Raw genomic sequence first — 17457 nt, forward strand, 5'->3', positions numbered from 1 at the left:
GGAGTACAAAATGAAGAAGACATTAGGTTTAGTAAGTTTAACTTTCGTAACAGCAAGTATCCTTGCTGCATGCGGCGGCGGTAATGGCGGAGGTGACAAATCTGCAAATAAAGAACCACAAACATTGGTCATCTCAACGTTTGGTTTGGAAGAAGATAAAATGCAAGCAGATGTCTTCAAACCATTTGAAGAAAAATACAATGTCGACATTGTGTTAGAAACGGGAACAAGCTCTGAGCGTTTAACAAAATTGAAAAGCAATCCTAACTCAACAGTTGATGTGATTGAATTGTCCCAATCAAATGCGGCTGACGGTGTAACAGCTGGTCTATTTGAAAAAATCGACAGCAAAAATGTTCCGAACATGGACAACTTAATCGATAGTGCAAAAGATTTAGCTGCAGATGGTTCTGGCCCAGCGTACACGCTGAACAGTATTGGTATTGTCTATAATAAAAAGGCAGCAGGTAAAGAAATTAAGGAATGGGATGATCTATGGGATTCCTCTTTAAAAGGGAAAATCTCCATTCCGGACATTACTACCACATTTGGTCCAGCAATGGTATATGTAGCAAGCGGCCATAAAAAGGTAGACATTACAACTGATAATGGAAAGGCAGCGTTTGAAGGAATCACTGATTTAGCTCCGAACGTTGTAAAAACGTATAGCAAATCTTCTGATCTAGCCAACATGTTCCAATCGGGAGAAATTGCAGCAGCTGTTGTCGGCGACTTTGCTGTTCCAATTATTACAGAATCTAATCCAGATGTAGCCTATGTTGTTCCAGAGTCTGGAACATACGCAAACTTTAATACGATTAACGTCAACAAAAACTCGAAAAATAAAGACCTGGCATATAAATATATCGATTGGAGACTAAGTCAGGAAGTTCAAGAAAAAACGGCAGTGTCTCTAAATGAAGCACCAACCAATAAAAATGTAGTCCTTGACGAGGAAACATCTAAAAATAAAACGTACGGTGATGTGGCAGAGCGGACAAATAAAGTGGATTCATTATTCGTAAATAAAAACCTTGAGTCTTGGATTAATCAATGGAATCGAATTTTGAACAAATAAGTTAGGGTATTGAAAAAGGGCTAAGATTATTCTTGGCCTTTTTCTTATAATTAGCGCTTTTCTAAAAGTTTGTTGGTTTAAGTAGATGACTTTAGGGTTTATTAGAATAAGATGGCCCCTCTGGTTACCGTGAACCTAAAAAAACATGCTAGGGGGAATCAGAAGAACCTTTTGGTTACCGTTGAATCTGAAAAAACACGCTAGAGGGAATTAGAAGAACCTTTTGGTTACCGTTGAACCTGAAAAAACATGCTAGAGGGAATCAAAAGAACCTTTTGGTTACCGTTGAACCTGAAAAAACATGCTAGAGGGAATCAAAAGAACCTTTTGGTTACCGTTGAACCTGAAAAATCACGCTAGAGGGAATCAAAAGATCCCTCTGATTACCGTTGAACGGAAAAACATGGGAGTGGGAATCAAAATAGTACATAATCCGCATTTTGAGCCCGAATTTCCAAAACCGCAAAGTTTACGAAAACAGCCTTTAATTAATATTATGAGAAGGGGGAAAATCAAATGAAAGTCGATTTGGCGATTATAAATGCACAGGTTTTTAACACTTTTACCAAAAAGTTTGAAAAGAAAAATGTGTTTATTGTTGAAGATAAATTTTATTATCTAAGTGCTGATGAAATGAAAGAATTTCAGGCTGTCAAAGTGGTTGACGCAAAAAATCAATATATGATTCCCGGATTAATCGATATTCACATGCATATAGAAAGTTCAATGACATCTCCTTCTATTTTTTCAGAAGCGGTGCTGACCCATGGAGTCACAACAGTTGTCGCTGATGCCCACGAAATTGCAAATGTGTTTGGTATGGAAGGGCTAGAAGCGTTCTTTTCCCAGCCATCTGTGATGGATATTTTCTATGCCATCCCTTCCTCTGTTCCTTCGACAACTCCTGAACTAGAAACAACGGGCGGATATATCGGTGTAGAAGAAGTGAAGCAGCTCTTGAAGCATCCGAAAGTAATTGCGCTGGGAGAAGCGATGAACTTTAACGGCATTGTCAATGAACCAGACTCTTTGATTAGACAGATTTTACGCGCTGTTCAAACGGAAAGGCCATTTATGCCTTTAGAAGGTCATGTTCCGCGTGTTTCTGGATTGGAATTATCCAAATTTTTATATGCGGGTATAACAGCTGATCATACCCATCAATCGCCCGAATCGATTTATGAGAAAATCACCAATGGTATGTTTTTAGAGTTTCAAAAGAAATCCATTACGCCTGAGAACATACGCGTTGTTGTTGAAAATCAATTTTATGACTATATGGCTTTTATTACCGATGATGTGATGGCAGATGACTTGTTAGAAGGACATTTGGATGCAAATGTACGCCTAGCGATTTTCTGTGGGATGCCAGCAGAACAGGCCATTTATTGTGCTTCCTATACGCCTGCAAGAAGAATGGGATTCCAGGACCGCGGTGCGATTGTCCCTGGATTTAAAGCTGATTTTATTTTGCTGAATGATGTGGGGAGCTTTGAAATTGGGTCTGTATTTAAAGATGGAAAGTTGGTATATAACCATGGGGATGGAATTAATTATCCAGCCGTGAAACCAGATTTTCCAGAACATTTCTATAAATCTTTACATTGCCGGGCATTAACAACAGAGGATTTACGATTCAAAGTAAAGGCACCTGAAAAGGCCGTAGTCAATGTGATTCAAATTTCAGAAGTGGGTACATTTACAGAACATGTCCAACGTGAGGTTAAGGTCATAGATGGATATTTAGATTGGGAGAATAGCGGGTTAGCCTTAATGGTTGTGATGGAGCGATATGGAAAAACAGGAAGTATCGCCTACGGATTTGTTGATAAAGCTTTAAATGAAAAAGGTGCTGTCGCGACTACTTGGGCGCATGATCATCATAATTTGATGGTAATGGGAACGAGCTCAGAGGATATCGTAATCGCGCAAAAACAATTATTGGACATGCAAGGCGGCTATGTCGTGGTCCAAGAAGGGAAGGTACAGGGTGTTTGCCCGCTTCCAGTTGGCGGTATTATCAGTGATGCGCCGATACAAGAACTAGGAGCACAATTGAAGGAAGTTCGACAAGCCATGATTAGGTTAGGCTACAAAAACAGCAATGAAATTATGTCCTTTTCAACTTTATCCTTGCCGGTTTCACCTGTTATCAAAATTACAGACAAAGGGATGATGAATGTGCGTTCTCAGATGATGATTCCGCTCGTTGAAGGTGAACAATTTTGAAAATAGTGATTAAAAATGCCTGGATATTAACCATGAATGAGCGGATGGAGCAGTTCCCAAAGGGATATATGATAACAGATGGGGAGAAAATTTTAGAAACTGGTGCGATGGATTCATTGCCAGATGACATCACCTTTGACGAATGCATCGATGCCAAGGGGGCTATTTTGCTGCCTGGTATGGTGAATACACATACTCATATTGGCATGATTCCGTTTCGTTCATTAGGGGATGACTATCCCGACCGTTTACGCCGCTTCTTATTTCCGTTAGAAAATGAATGTATGAATGAAAGGCTGGCGTATACGAGCGCAAAATACGCCATTGCTGAAATGCAGCTTGCGGGTGTGACGACATTCTTTGATATGTATTATTTTGAACAACAATTAGCAGAAGCGGCAGAAGAAATGCAAAGCCGCGGTATATTAGCTGAAACCGTTATCGATTCTGTAACGGTTGATGTACCCAAGCCAATGGGGGGCTTACAGTATGCTCAAACTTTTATGCCGAAATGGCAGGGAAAAAGAAGAATTCAAGCATCTGTAGCACCACATGCCCCATACTCAAACACCATTGAAGTACTCCAGCAAGCAGATGCCTTGTCTCAAACGTACGATGTTCCATGGATGATGCATGTTAGTGAGATGGACTTTGAAATGAAAAAATTTCGTGATGAATACAATCAAACTCCGATTGAATTTTTAGAGGAGATTGGTGTATTAAGTCCAAGACTAGTCGCTGCACACTGTATTCATTTATCCGACCATGATATTGAGTTATTGAAGAAGTATGATGTAAAAGTGGCCCATTGTATCGGGGCTAATACGAAATCTGCTAAAGGTGTAGCCCGTGTCCGGGATTTATTATCTGCTGGTATAGCGGTGGGGCTGGGAACAGATGGGCCAAGCAGCGGCAATACCTTGGATTTATTTAGCCAAATGCGTTTGTTTGCCAATTTTCATAAAACGTATTTACAGGACCGCAGTGCCTTTCCAGCAGAAGAAATTGTCAAGTTAGCCACATGCGGTGGAGCGGCCGTTTTAGGGTTGGAGAAACAAATTGGCTCTATTGAGGCTGGAAAACAAGCTGATTTCATCCTAGTTGAAACGGATTCAGTCAATATGTATCCTATCTTTGATCCGTATTCTGCTTTGGTGTACTCCGCTAATGCTAGCAATGTTAGGGACGTATTTATCGCTGGAAAGCAAGTGGTGGCAGGGAAAAAGCTAGTGGATTTTGATGAAGTGCAACTACGTTCAGAGCTTGCTGAAGCTATGGAGCAATGTCAATTTAAAACAAAGGCGTTAAATGCAATGAAGGAATAACATTTTTTTACATTAAGGCTGCTTCCAATTAACAAAAGGTGGTCATTTCAGTTGTAAGGAATTGGTATCCAAAAATATTTATTTTTTAATCTAATTAGTTTTATAGGTAGATTAATTATGGTAGAATACTCATTATTCATAGTAAATCCATAGGAATTAAATAATCTGGAAGAAAATTTAAATAATTATTACTTCGAAGGGGTGGCAAACAAATGGGTTCTCATGTTTTGGATTTAAGAATGTTGCAAAACAATTTTAGTACTGCTGAAATGCGTTCTATATGGAATGATGAAAATCGATTGCAAAAGATTCTTGATGTTGAAGCAGCATTAGCATTAGCAGAAAGTGAACTTGGAGTGATTCCAGAAAAGGCTGGAAAAGTTATTAAAAGCGCTGCTAAAATAGAAAACTTTGATATCGAGACAATCGCGAATGAGGCTGCAAAGTTAAAACATTCTTTAATGGCGACGGTCAACCATTTACAATCGCTTTCAGGGGAGTATGGTGAATATGTTCATTATGGAGTAACCACACAGGATGTGACCGATACCGGAACCATTCTGCAGCTTAAAGAAGCGAATGAAATTATCAGGCGGGATGCGAAGAAAGTTGCTGAACTCTTAATTGGACTTGCTTCAAAATATAAGGACACACCGATGCCTGGTAGAACACATGGGATGCAAGGATTGCCGACAACCTTTGGCTTTAAGCTTGCTGTAGTTTTAAGTGAGTTTGAACGCCATTTGGAAAGATTAAAGGCTGCTGAAACGCGTGTCTTAACTGGAGTCCTTGCAGGCGGCGTTGGCACCTATGCTGCATTAGGGAGTGTTGGTCCAAAAGTTGAAGCAAGAGCTTTGGATATTTTAGAACTCAGTGCTCCAACAATCAGCTGGCATTCTTCTCGGGATCGTATTTCCGAATATGGTTCTGTGCTGGGATTAATTAGCGGTTCGCTCGGTAAATTAGGAAATGAATTCTATAATTTAATGCGCACAGAGATCAATGAAGTCGAAGAACCATTTGCACCGGGGAATGTTGGTTCGACAACGATGCCGCATAAACGAAATCCTGCTATTTTTGAAGGGATTGCAAGTTTAACCAAACCAATTCTGCATAGCGTTGCTTTGCTGCACGAGTCATTAGTGATGGAGCATGAAAGAGACGCAATGAGCTGGCGAAGTGAATGGATTGCTTTACCTGAAATTTGTTTATATTTATCCTCCCAGCTAAAAAGCATGATTACGGTTTTACAGGGTCTTGTGGTTAAGCCCGAAAATATGATGAAAAACTTGGAACTGCAGGGAGGACTTATTCTTTCCGAACGTGTTATGTTCGCGTTATCTGAAAAGGTAGGAAAACAAACAGCACATCATCTCGTTTATGAAATAGCAATGAAGGCTACTGAACAAAATATTCCTTTTAAAACGCTTCTTATTCAGAATGAGAAGGTGAGTGCAGTCCTTTCTGAAGAGCAAATTAATCAACTTTTGGACCCTAGCCAGTATACGGGACTAGCGAGCCAAAAGGTAGATGAGGTCATCGCTTCTATTAAAAATGGAGGAAATTTAAGTGAGTAATTTGACCTTTCATCAAGCGACGAATGAGGATATCCCAGCACTGCTCGATTTATCCTTACGAGGCTATGCTTCTATTCGTGAATTAGGAATTCATTTTGCTGCCGCAACTGCTGATGAAGAACTCGTAAAGAAAAATATCAATGAAAATATTTGCTTTTATATGAAGGATGGGGATGAGATGGTGGCCACTGCTTCGATTCGTATGCCGTGGAGCAGCCATCATGGTCCGTATGAAATCCCGCATATTTGGTGGGTAGCCGTGGCTCCTGAGTATAAAAGAAGAGGGTACGCAACCAAAATATTAGATTTTATCGAATATGATTTTTTACGGGACCAGCTTCATAGTCCATCCGTATCTCTTGGAACGGCGAAGGAACATCCCTGGCTTGCAGAAATGTATCTAAAAAGGGGATACAAAGAGGTTGGCGAGACTGATTTAGGAAAAGGTCATATCACCGTTTATTTAGAAAAATTGCTATTAACTAAAACATATAAGAAAAGGTAGGGAATATCATGAAGAGAAAATTTGCATTAATCATTAGTATGGCACTGTTATTATTTCTAGCTGCATGTGGAGGAACAAACGAATCAAAAGAAAAAGGTGGAGAAACTCCAGAGAAAAAGGTAATTCGTGCAGGTTCAACGGCTCAAAGCTATCCAAATGGATATGAAGAAAATGGTAAATTGGTTGGCTTTGATGTGGAAGTATTAGAAAAGGTTGCAGCAAACTTAGGCTATGAAGTGGAATGGGTTAAATCTGACTTTGCAGGCTTAATGGGTCAATTGGAAACTGGCAAAATTGATACAGTTGCGAACTTTGTAGCAGTAACCCCAGAAAGAAAAGAAAAATACAATTTCTCAGAAACGTATGCCTATGCAGGGGCTACGATTGTTACACATAAAGATAATGATTACGACAGCTTAGAAGATTTAAAGGGCAAAACAGTTTCTGGTGTACTTGGCTCTAACAATGTTAAAAACTTAGAAAATTATGATCCTGAAATTATCCCAAAAACGTATGAAACACGCGATGGAGCAATGAACGATGCCATCAACAAACGTGTTGATGGATATGTTAACTCAAAATCTTCTTTAATTGCTGAAATTGAAAAAGGTGATCTGCCATTGAAATTTGTAGGTGATCCATTTGTATATGAAGATATTGCTCTCCCATTCATGAAAAATGAACAAGGTGAGAAATTAAGTAAAGAGTTTAACGCTGAAATTAAAAAATTACGTGAAGATGGAACTTTAACAGAATTATCTAAGAAGTATTTTGCTAACGAAGACATCAGCGTAAAGAAATAATCCTGGAGGTAAAAAATGGAATTAAGTCTAGACTTCGGCTATTTGGTCGAAATTACCCCAGAGCTTTTGACATTCATACCTCTGACCTTATTTCTTGCAGTAATATCGATGATTTTTTCCATTATCGGCGGGTTGATTTTAGCCTTAATTGTTAGATCTAATATTCCTGTATTAAAACAGTTAGCGACGATATATATATCATTTTTCCGTGCCATTCCAACATTGGTACAGTTATTTTTAATCTATTACGGTTTACCGCAGATTTTTCCAGCCTTCACGGCGATGACTGCCATTACAGCGGCCATTTTAGGCCTCAGCTTAAAACAGTCGGCGTTTTTGGCGGAGATTTTCCGTGCAGCTCTGAATTCAGTCGATAAAGGACAAGTGGAAGCATGTCTTTCCGTTGGGATGACAAAAGCCCAAGCCTATCGCAGAATTGTTTTTCCGCAAGCAATGCGTAATGCGATTCCTGCTTCAAGCAACGTTTTTATCGGATTAATTAAAGAGACTTCCCTAGCGTTTACATTAGGGGTAGTTGAATTATTCGCACAAGGAAAAATATTAGCCGCATCGTCTCTTAAATTCTTTGAAACGTATTTAGCATTGGCCTTACTATATTGGATCATGATTATTGTCTTTACATTCATCCAACAGGCGCTTGAAAAACGAATGGAAAAACCGTATATATCGTAAAGGAGTTTTACCATGATAACTGTTACAAATCTGAAAAAGAGGTTCGGTGAAAATATCGTTTTAAATGGCATCGACTTACATGTTAATCGAGGCGATGTATTAGCGATTATCGGCCCATCTGGATCGGGGAAATCGACATTACTGCGCTGCCTTAATCTATTAGAAATGCCCGATGAAGGCATCATTGAAATCGGCGAAACAAAAGTTGATGTAACGAAAATGAGCAGAAAGGAAACCCATTTGCTCAGGCAGGAAACGGCAATGGTTTTCCAGAACTATAATCTTTTTAAAAATAAAACAGCTTTGCAAAATGTCACGGAGTCATTGATTGTTGCAAAGAAAATGGACAAGCAGGAAGCCGAACGAATAGGAAAAGAGCTTTTAGTCAAGGTTGGTCTTAAGGATAAGATTCATCAATATCCTGCTACTTTATCAGGCGGACAACAGCAGCGTGTCGGAATTGCTCGGGCGCTTGCTGTCAACCCGCATGCGATATTATTTGATGAACCAACATCTGCGCTGGACCCTGAGTGGGTCTCGGAAGTGCTTCAAGTAATAAAGAATATTGCCGAACAAAATACAACCATGATTATCGTGACACACGAGATGAAATTTGCCGAAGAAGTGGCCAATCGGGTGATTTTTATGGCAGATGGGAATATTGTCGAAGAAAATGAACCAAAAGAAATTTTCCATAACCCTAAAAATCAAAGAACGAAACAGTTCTTAAAAACATTGGAAAGAGATGAATAACAATTATGAACATGTCTCATGAATTATTACGTGATTTAATTGAAAAACGAAGATATTTGCATGAGAATCCGGAATTGGCTTTTGAAGAATTCAACACAACGGAACATATTAAAAAATGGTTAGAAGAGACCGATATTTCCATCCTGCCTTTAGATTTAGAAACAGGTATTGTCGCTGAGGTCAAAGGGGTAAATCCGGGACCGACCATTGCGATTCGCGCAGATATTGATGCCTTGCCAATAATCGAAAAAACGGACGTGCCGTTTAAATCTAAATATGAAGGCAAAATGCATGCATGTGGGCACGATTTCCATACAACCTCCATTTTAGGGTCAGCGATTCTTTTAAATAGCCAGAAGGAAAAGCTGCACGGAACAGTCAGATTTATTTTTCAAGCAGCAGAAGAAGTTGCTCAAGGTGCAAAGAAATTTGTTGAAAAAGGTGCATTAGAGGGCGTCTCTGCCATTTTCGGTATGCACAATAAACCCGATTTGCCTGTGGGAACCATTGGTGTGAAATCCGGGGGTCTGATGGCTAGTGTAGATAAGTTTGAAATCAAATTTATTGGTGTCGGCGGTCACGCAGGAATACCCCATAATTCAATTGATCCGATTGTCATTGCTAGTCAATATGTAACGGCGGTACAAACGATTGTTGCCAGAAGAATGGATTTGTTTGATAATGCCGTTGTTAGTATCACTAGTATTCATGGCGGAAATACCTGGAATGTGATTCCGGATGTGGTAACTCTTGAAGGAACCGTCCGTACGTTCCAGCCGAAGGCTCGTGAAGCCATTCCTGGATTAATGAGGAAATTAGCGGAATCCATCGCTGAAGGAAATGGTGGTTCTGTTGAATTTAATTGGGAAGATTATTTACCAGTTGTCAATAATGATCCGCAATTCGAAGAAATGATTCGCGCTACTGTCGTTGAAAGTGGCTATGAGATAGCAGAGGCTGTACCGAGTGCAGGTGGAGAGGATTTTGCATTTTACCAAACTTACATTCCAGGTTTCTTTGTTTGGATGGGGGTCGATGGACCGGAGGAATGGCATCACCCTCAGTATGATTTGAATGAAGACGCGATTAAAGTCGCATCCGAGTTTTTCGCTCATTTAGCGGTGAATGTATTAAAAAAATGAGCGACTTTACCAGAGCAATCGCAAGGTTAATTCAAACCACTCCAGATTATCACCAGCTGGGATTAGAGACAAAAGGAAATTTAAAAAAGGGCGTTTTGGACTATTTTATTTCTTGTTATGCAAGTGTGAAATACGATCCAAACTTCCAAAATGTGGTAAATACAGCGATTTATACAGGCTGTGACGAGGTAGTCGTGATTGGTACGGAAAGGAGGGTTCATCCTTTTGATGCGTGCCTGATCAATGGCTATTCAGCACATGCTCTAGATCTTGATGATGTTCATTCCGAAATACGCGGGCATCCCTCTGCGGTCATCTTAAGCTTATTATTCTCATTAAGAGAAGAAAAGAAGGATATGAACTCTATCTATGAAGCTTATTTGGTAGGGATTGAAGTCATGACCCGATGCGCTAAGTTATTGGGAACAGAGCATTATGAAAAGGGTTTCCATACAACAGCAACAGCGGGGGTATATGGCGCCGTAGCTGCTGGCGTTCATTATTTGGGGTTTTCTATAGATCAAATGGCTCAGGCTCTTAACTTATGTGTTTCTAAAATTAGTGGTTCCAGAAGTCATTTTGGGACATTGATCAAACCATTGCACGCTGGTTTAGCGGCTCAAAGTGCATGGCAGGTTCTTCATTTTGTTAAAAATAATGTTACCGGAAGTGAGAATACCATTCTTTCAAAGAATGGATTGTTGTCTATGTACAACGAGAAAGAGAAGAATCCATGGCAGATGCTTGAAAAATGGGGTGAGCCATGGGCCATCGACACCCCTGGATTATGGTTTAAGTTATATCCATGCTGTTCCGCCAATGCGCATCCGATAGATGCGGTTATGAATATTAAAAAAAGACATAGTTTTACATCCGCAGAAGTTGCCTCCGTCGATTTATTTTTCCCTCCTAAAGGGGATGCTGCCTTGGTTTATACACATCCTGAAAATGGAGAACAAGGGCGCTTTAGTGCTGAATATTGTACTGCATTGATATTGTTGGAACGAGATTTATCCATCGAAAATTTTACAGTGAACAGCATATCTGCCGAAGTCCAAGATATGATGGGCAAGATAAAACGGAAATATGATGAAAATATCCCAAAATCAGAAAATAGTTATCCAAAGGGTAGATATTGTATAGCCGAAATTTCCCTACTGGATGGCCAAAGGTTTGTTTCGAGAGTAGATGCTCCTACCGGCTCACCAGGGAAGCCACTCGAAATGGAAGATTTATTAAACAAAGCTGCAACTTTATTAGGTAATCAGGCTGAATTCCTAATCGAGCATTTTTCGGCAGAAGTGGAATCATGGGGAGAGCTATTATAAATAGTAAACCCCTTTAATACAATCAAGGATGGTCTTTTATCTGTTCCAACAGGTGAGAGGCTTTTTTTTTAGAGTCACCTTGGGAATTCTAATAGATTTCCTTACCTTTTAATTCCCCATACTTAACCAAAACTTAGCAATTGAATAAAAATAGTATAGTTATTTAATAAAATTGGTAAACATTTACTTAATTAAGATTTATTAAATAAAATTGAAAGTAATGATAAGATTAAGCTATCAAACCTTATGGAAAAATATTTTGATTCCTAGAACATATTAGTACTATGATAGGTGGAGAAACAAACATGGAAGGTATAAAATTTGTCGTGGAAGATGGTAATCCTGAAGATGCAAAAACGCAGCTAAATTCAAACGAACTTACACCCGATTATGTTAAAGATCTTCATAAAATAAGGAAAGATTTACAGCGCGGAATTCAGCTAGGTGATTTGGAACTTGTAAAGAAATTGGGAAGAAAGGTATCTGAAATAATAGCTGGGGGTGAATTAAACCTTCTTAATAGGGTCCCAGATAATAAGGTTCGCGCCTATAAAAATATGTTATTATCGTTTAATACTCTTTACAGCTGTGAGGCTGAAATTGGTGGATTAAGTCCATGGCACACCCATACTATGTCGGAGAAGTTTGCTATTTTGATTGAGCACGCGGAGAGCATCTCCCAACTCGAAGAAATTCATTCAAACATGCTAAATGACTATGCTGACCCAGCCATTCGAATAACGAAAAGCGAAAACTTAGGCATAGTCGAGAAAGCCGAAAGCTATATAGAAGTGAATTTGGCTGAGGATATTTCTACTGAAGAAATGGCGGGAAAATTACATGTTCATCCTTCCCATTTAATGCGTGTGTTTAAAAAAGAAAAAGGAATAACCATTAGTAAGTATCGAAATCTTAAAAGAATAAAAAAAGCAAAGGAACTAATCGTATCCTCCAATCTTTCTATGACCGATATTGCCATAATGGTTGGTTTTAAAAATTCTCAATATTTTTCTACTCTTTTTAAAGAGGTAGAAGGCATAACTCCAGTAGAGTTTAAAAAGTTGAAAAAGAATTAATGGGTTTATTCATAAGGAAAAGTATCAAGCGCATAAATCATTTATGCGTTTTTTGATATTTGGAGAAGAAAAAAATGTGCAATTATTTTATAAAAAGAATGCGATTTTACTAGAAATTTCATTTTGCTTAAAATTGTATACTTATTTTAGATAATAGATGAAGCGCTTACGTAATTATCTTAACAATTCACTTTATGTAGTAGAGAGATTTTATCAGTAGAATGAAAACGATTTCAAAAAGGAAGAAAAGAAATTCACCTTAGATTTTAAGTGCATGGAGGAAGTTGATGAACTTATTTTAAATTGGAGGGTTACTCTTGAGGAAATTTGGTGTAAGAGATCAATTTGGTTATATGTTAGGGGATATCGGTGGCGGTTTTGTTAACATATTTATTGGCTCATTTTTCCTAATTTTTTGTACCTATGTATTAGATGTCAGTCCTTATTTTATGGGCAGCTTATTTTTATTCGCTCGCATTTTAGATGCTTTTCTCGATGTATTTATGGGAACGATTCCAGACCGTTGGAAACTTGGTAAAAGCGGGGATAAATTTCTTCCGTATATCAGTATTTCAAAATGGCTACTGGCTGCTTCTTTAATCTTGTGTTTTGTTGATGTATCTAACTGGAATTCAACTTTAATTCATATCTGGGTTGTTGTTGTTTATAACCTTTTTGGAATTGCTTACACTGCTGACTCCATACCTTATGGATCACTTGCAGCGGTTATTACAGATAAGCCGGTTGAACGTACAAAGCTATCGCGTTCTCGTGCCCTCGGCGGCATGATTGTTGCATATGGAGCGATGTCCTTTGTCCCGATGTTTATTTACAACAAGGAAGGAGAAGTAATACCGAATGCTTTCCTTATCTTAGCAATTGTATTTGCTGTTTGTTCTCTTTTAGCTTATACAGGACTGCAAAAGTTAACAATCGAACGTATTCGTGATGATAGGCCTGCTGGTGTAAGATCTGATTATAAATTCAAGGATGCATTAGTAGCAGCTTTGAAAAATAGACCTTTACTGGGGATGATGCTGGGTTCGATTGGATCACTAACGATCCTTAATGGTGCAGGCCAATTTGCCGCAATTGTTTTTGCAGAACATTATAAAATGCCCAGTGCATTTGCCATTAACTCAGCTATCATGATCGTCCTTACACTCATCTTATTTGTTTCTTTACCAAAACTTGTTGGAAGGTTTGGAAAAAGGAATTTAATTCTTACTACTGCTACATTTAGTTTAGTAGCTACAAGTTCACTTTTATTATTTGATATTGCCAATGTATACGCCTTCATGGCCGTTTACAATATCGCGACAGTTGGTGCACTCTTCTTCAACATGACAGTTTGGGCACTCATAACGGATTGTTTGGATTATACAGAACTTCAAACTGGCAAACGTTATGATGGTACGCTATATGCCATTTATGCTTTTTCGAGAAAAATAGGAATGGGGTTTGGTGCTGCTGTAGGTAGCTTTGCACTTGGATGGGCAGGATTTGTTTCAGGAGCATCATCACAATCTGCAGAAGTAGCGGCAAATGTCACAAAATTATATGTGTTAGTACCAGTTGTTGCCTTTGTATTTATGCTTGTTGGAGTTGGATTGATTTATAACTTAAATAATAAGAAGACAGCAGAAATGTATAAAACGCTTGAGGTTAGAAGGGCTTCTGCTGCGAATCATTCTTCAGCTAAAGTTGAAGTCATATAAGTAGTTACACCTAATTAAAAAAATAGGTCCCTTAAAGGACTTTCTAAATTCATTAAATAGGAGTGGAAAAGAGTATGATTTATGAACTTAATCATATAGGAGTAATGTGTCAGGATCTTGAAAAGTCGGTTAAATTTTATAAAGAAAATTTTGGAGCTGAGGTTGTATTTGATTATATCGTTGAAGGGACACCGTTTCATATTACGTATATTCAAATAGCCCACGGAATGCTGGAACTTGTCGGCATAGGCGATCAAGCACCAAAATACGGCTATGAACATGTTTCATTTATGTCAGACAGCATTGACGATGATTACCAAAGACTTATTGGAGCAGGTTACGCTTCTATACAGGAGCCTAAAAAAGCTATGACAGGCTATGGGAAAATTGCTTTCGTTGCAGACCCTAATGGCGTGAAGGTAGAGTTAATCGAACGCGAAAGCACATTCCGTATTCCTACTATAGAACAAGGGGATATTCGGGAATTCGACCATATTTGCCTTGCGGTAGATGACCTGGAAGTGTCTGAACAATTTTATACCCAGGATATTTCTATGGATCCTTTAAGCCGTAAGTATGTGGAAGCCTATAATGTAACTTTTTCGCATCTTCATAAGGGATTAGAGAATCTAGAATTGATGCATCCTGGTAATCCAGAGAATGAAGGAGACCGCATCTTGCATATTGCTCTTCGTGTCGATGACGTGAATGCCATGGCAGAGAAGCTTAAAAGCAATGGAGTTGAATTAGATCCTGGATATCCGAAAGCAGCAGCTTTTGGAGGCGGACTAACTGCGAAATTTAGCGGTCCGGACGGCGAGAAAATCGAATTGGTAGACCGAAAGACATTACAGGAAGTTTAATTAAAAGGAGGACAACATGATGAATGAAGTACGTATTGGAATTATAGGACTCGGATTTATTGGCTGCATGCATGCGGCTAGTTTAGCAAAAGGTGATGTGCCAGGGGCGGTTCTGACGGCAGTATGCGATAGCAATCCGGATAAAGCTCAGTGGGTGAAAGAGAATCTGGGTGAGAATGTCACTTTGTTTACAGATGTAGATGAATTTTTGACTTCAAATATCATTGACGGGGTTATGATTGCGACTCCACATCCTTTTCATACCGAGCTCGCCATCAAAGCATTTAAGCATGGATTAAATGTATTAGTTGAGAAGCCAGCAGGGGTTCATACAAAGGAAGTACGCCTCATGAACGAAGCGGCTGCAGCAGCGGGAAAAGTGTTCAGTATGATGTTCAATCAACGTTTAAATCCTTTGTACATGAAACTGCGGGATATCATTGCCTCTGGCGAGCTGGGTGAGATAAAAAGAACCACTTGGATCATCACCAATTGGTTTCGGGCCCAAAGCTACTATGATCAAGCAGGCTGGCGCGCGACATGGGCTGGCGAAGGCGGAGGGGTACTCATTAATCAGGATCCCCACCAGCTCGACCTTTGGCAATGGGTGATCGGTATGATGCCGAAGCGAGTGCGTGCGTTTTGCCATTTCGGCAAACACCACAATATTGAAGTGGAAGATGACGTAACGGCCTATGTGGAATATGAAAATGGTGCGACGGGGACTTTTGTGACGTCAACAGGAGAAGCCCCAGGAACGAACCGTTTGGAAATCAACGGAGATCTCGGAAAAATCGTCGTGGAGGATGAGAAAATAACGTTTTGGCGTTTGAGTGTGCCAACTTCTGAATTTAGTCTATCCTTCAAGGGCAAGGGCTTTCAACAGCCGGAGTGCGAGAAAATAGATGTACCAATTGAAGGCGAAATCAACGAATATAATTGGAGTGGCATCATTCAGAATTGGGTTGAGGCCATTGCGAAAGGCACCGAGCTCATTGCCCCGGGAGAAGAAGGAATCAAAAGTCTTACGCTATCCAATGCTATGCAGTTATCAACCTGGACTGATAATTGGGTGAATCTTCCGATAGACGAGGATTTGTACTACGAGCATTTGCAAGAACAGATAAACAAATCGAAAGCTAAGGTTAACGTTTAGAGAAAACTGTTTTAACAGATATATGTTAGTTGTAATGGATAGGAATCGGGATAAAATCCGGTTCCTATTTTATTTTAATGGATTAGCAATCTACAATGATAGTTACGTTTTGAAACATTTAACCTACTCATCCGTCTACTAATTATTGGTATTTTTGAATATTGTGTGACCTCTTAAAAGGAATTTTACAGAAAAAAATAGAATATAAAGATATAATGTCTTAAATAAGTAAGTCCCATGAGGAGGATGTTACGTGGCCCGTGAACAAATGAACCAAACGATAGAGAAAATTCTTTTAAACATTGAAAAGGTTATGATTGGAAAAAGAAATGTAGCAGAGCTTAGTCTTATTGCCTTATTAGCAGAAGGTCATGTACTCTTAGAAGATGTACCAGGTGTTGGGAAGACGATGATGGTCCGTGCACTTGCAAAGTCGGTTAATGCTAACTTCCGGAGAATTCAGTTTACCCCTGACCTATTGCCATCAGATGTGACTGGTATATCCATATATAATCCGAAGGAGATGGAATTTCAATTTCGTCCAGGACCGTTGATGGGGAACATTATCCTTGCCGATGAAATTAACCGGACCTCGCCAAAGACCCAGTCTGCTCTCCTTGAGGGGATGGAGGAGGCAAGTGTCACCATTGATGGCGTCACACATCGACTGCAAAAGCCATTCTTTGTCATGGCCACACAGAATCCAATTGAATATGAAGGTACATATCCACTGCCAGAAGCGCAGCTGGATCGCTTTTTATTAAAAATGAAGATGGGCTATCCAGAAAATGATGAAGAGATAGAAGTGCTAAATAGGGCACAAAAAGTTCCGCCTATTGAAGACCTCTATCCAGTCATTGACCTCGAAGGATTAAGAGCCCTGCAGCAAGAAATTAAAGAAGTATATGTCGACCAAACAATTAAACAATATATAGTTGATATCGTTAGCCTGACCAGAAGTTTTAGAGGAGTCTACCTTGGAGCTAGTCCACGGGGATCAATCGCTTTGATGAAAGCTGCGCAAGCATATGCTTACATGTACGGTCGTGATTACGTCCTTCCTGATGATATTCAATATTTAGCTCCATTTGTATTATCACACAGGATTATTATGAAATCTGAAGCAAAGTTTGAGGGTCTTTCTGCAGAAGAAATCGTTAATCGAGTTGTTGCGCGCGTTCCGGTTCCAGTACAAAGGCTAGTGAAGTAAC

General features: G+C 39.3%; 15 protein-coding genes. All 15 read left to right on the forward strand.

What is annotated here, in order from left to right:
• Positions 1–10: 10 nt before the first annotated feature.
• The 15 genes from J2Y03_RS26560 (at position 11) to J2Y03_RS26630 (ending at position 17456) form a co-directional block, all read left to right on the forward strand.
• Positions 11–1078, forward strand: coding sequence for an ABC transporter substrate-binding protein (locus J2Y03_RS26560; RefSeq protein ID WP_310200064.1), 1068 nt, complete (start codon positions 11–13; stop codon positions 1076–1078).
• A gap of 516 nt (positions 1079–1594) precedes the next feature.
• Positions 1595–3307: an adenine deaminase C-terminal domain-containing protein gene (locus J2Y03_RS26565; RefSeq protein ID WP_310200066.1), complete on the forward strand. Its 1713-nt coding sequence runs from the start codon at positions 1595–1597 to the stop codon at positions 3305–3307.
• Positions 3308–3312: 5 nt separating this feature from the next.
• The gene (locus tag J2Y03_RS26570; RefSeq protein ID WP_310200095.1) at positions 3313–4632 is read left to right on the forward strand and encodes an amidohydrolase; all 1320 of its coding nucleotides are present in this window, start codon (positions 3313–3315) and stop codon (positions 4630–4632) included.
• 212 nt (positions 4633–4844) lie between these two features.
• The gene (gene purB / locus J2Y03_RS26575; protein WP_310200068.1) at positions 4845–6209 is read left to right on the forward strand and encodes an adenylosuccinate lyase; all 1365 of its coding nucleotides are present in this window, start codon (positions 4845–4847) and stop codon (positions 6207–6209) included.
• On the forward strand, positions 6202–6714 hold the full coding sequence (locus J2Y03_RS26580) for a GNAT family N-acetyltransferase (protein WP_396954272.1): 513 nt from the start codon (positions 6202–6204) through the stop codon (positions 6712–6714). The genes purB and J2Y03_RS26580 overlap by 8 nt, the downstream gene beginning before the upstream one ends.
• Before the next feature lie 5 nt (positions 6715–6719).
• Positions 6720–7517 carry an amino acid ABC transporter substrate-binding protein gene (locus J2Y03_RS26585; RefSeq protein WP_310200098.1) on the forward strand — a complete coding sequence of 266 codons (798 nt, stop codon included), beginning with the start codon at positions 6720–6722 and terminating at the stop codon, positions 7515–7517.
• Positions 7518–7532: 15 nt separating this feature from the next.
• Positions 7533–8210 (forward strand): amino acid ABC transporter permease, encoded by a 678-nt coding sequence (locus J2Y03_RS26590; protein ID WP_310200070.1) that lies wholly within the window; start codon positions 7533–7535, stop codon positions 8208–8210.
• A 12-nt stretch (positions 8211–8222) separates the two neighbouring features.
• Positions 8223–8963: an amino acid ABC transporter ATP-binding protein gene (locus tag J2Y03_RS26595; protein ID WP_310200072.1), complete on the forward strand. Its 741-nt coding sequence runs from the start codon at positions 8223–8225 to the stop codon at positions 8961–8963.
• Between the two features lie 11 nt (positions 8964–8974).
• Positions 8975–10105, forward strand: coding sequence for an amidohydrolase (locus J2Y03_RS26600; protein WP_310200074.1), 1131 nt, complete (start codon positions 8975–8977; stop codon positions 10103–10105).
• On the forward strand, positions 10102–11433 hold the full coding sequence (locus J2Y03_RS26605) for an MmgE/PrpD family protein (RefSeq protein WP_310200076.1): 1332 nt from the start codon (positions 10102–10104) through the stop codon (positions 11431–11433). Before J2Y03_RS26600 ends, J2Y03_RS26605 begins: the two co-directional genes overlap by 4 nt.
• Positions 11434–11738: 305 nt before the next feature.
• Positions 11739–12509: a helix-turn-helix domain-containing protein gene (locus tag J2Y03_RS26610; protein ID WP_310200078.1), complete on the forward strand. Its 771-nt coding sequence runs from the start codon at positions 11739–11741 to the stop codon at positions 12507–12509.
• 317 nt (positions 12510–12826) lie between these two features.
• The gene (locus J2Y03_RS26615) at positions 12827–14227 is read left to right on the forward strand and encodes an MFS transporter (protein ID WP_132096600.1); all 1401 of its coding nucleotides are present in this window, start codon (positions 12827–12829) and stop codon (positions 14225–14227) included.
• A 74-nt stretch (positions 14228–14301) separates the two neighbouring features.
• Positions 14302–15090: a VOC family protein gene (locus J2Y03_RS26620; protein ID WP_310200080.1), complete on the forward strand. Its 789-nt coding sequence runs from the start codon at positions 14302–14304 to the stop codon at positions 15088–15090.
• Between the two features lie 19 nt (positions 15091–15109).
• Positions 15110–16246 (forward strand): Gfo/Idh/MocA family protein, encoded by a 1137-nt coding sequence (locus J2Y03_RS26625; RefSeq protein ID WP_310200082.1) that lies wholly within the window; start codon positions 15110–15112, stop codon positions 16244–16246.
• 268 nt (positions 16247–16514) lie between these two features.
• A complete protein-coding gene (locus J2Y03_RS26630) occupies positions 16515–17456 on the forward strand; it encodes an AAA family ATPase (protein ID WP_310200100.1) in 942 nt (313 codons plus the stop codon).
• Position 17457 lies beyond the last annotated feature (1 nt).

This window comes from Neobacillus niacini, from assembly GCF_031457145.1.
Lineage (GTDB): Bacteria > Bacillota > Bacilli > Bacillales > Cytobacillaceae > Neobacillus > Neobacillus niacini_J.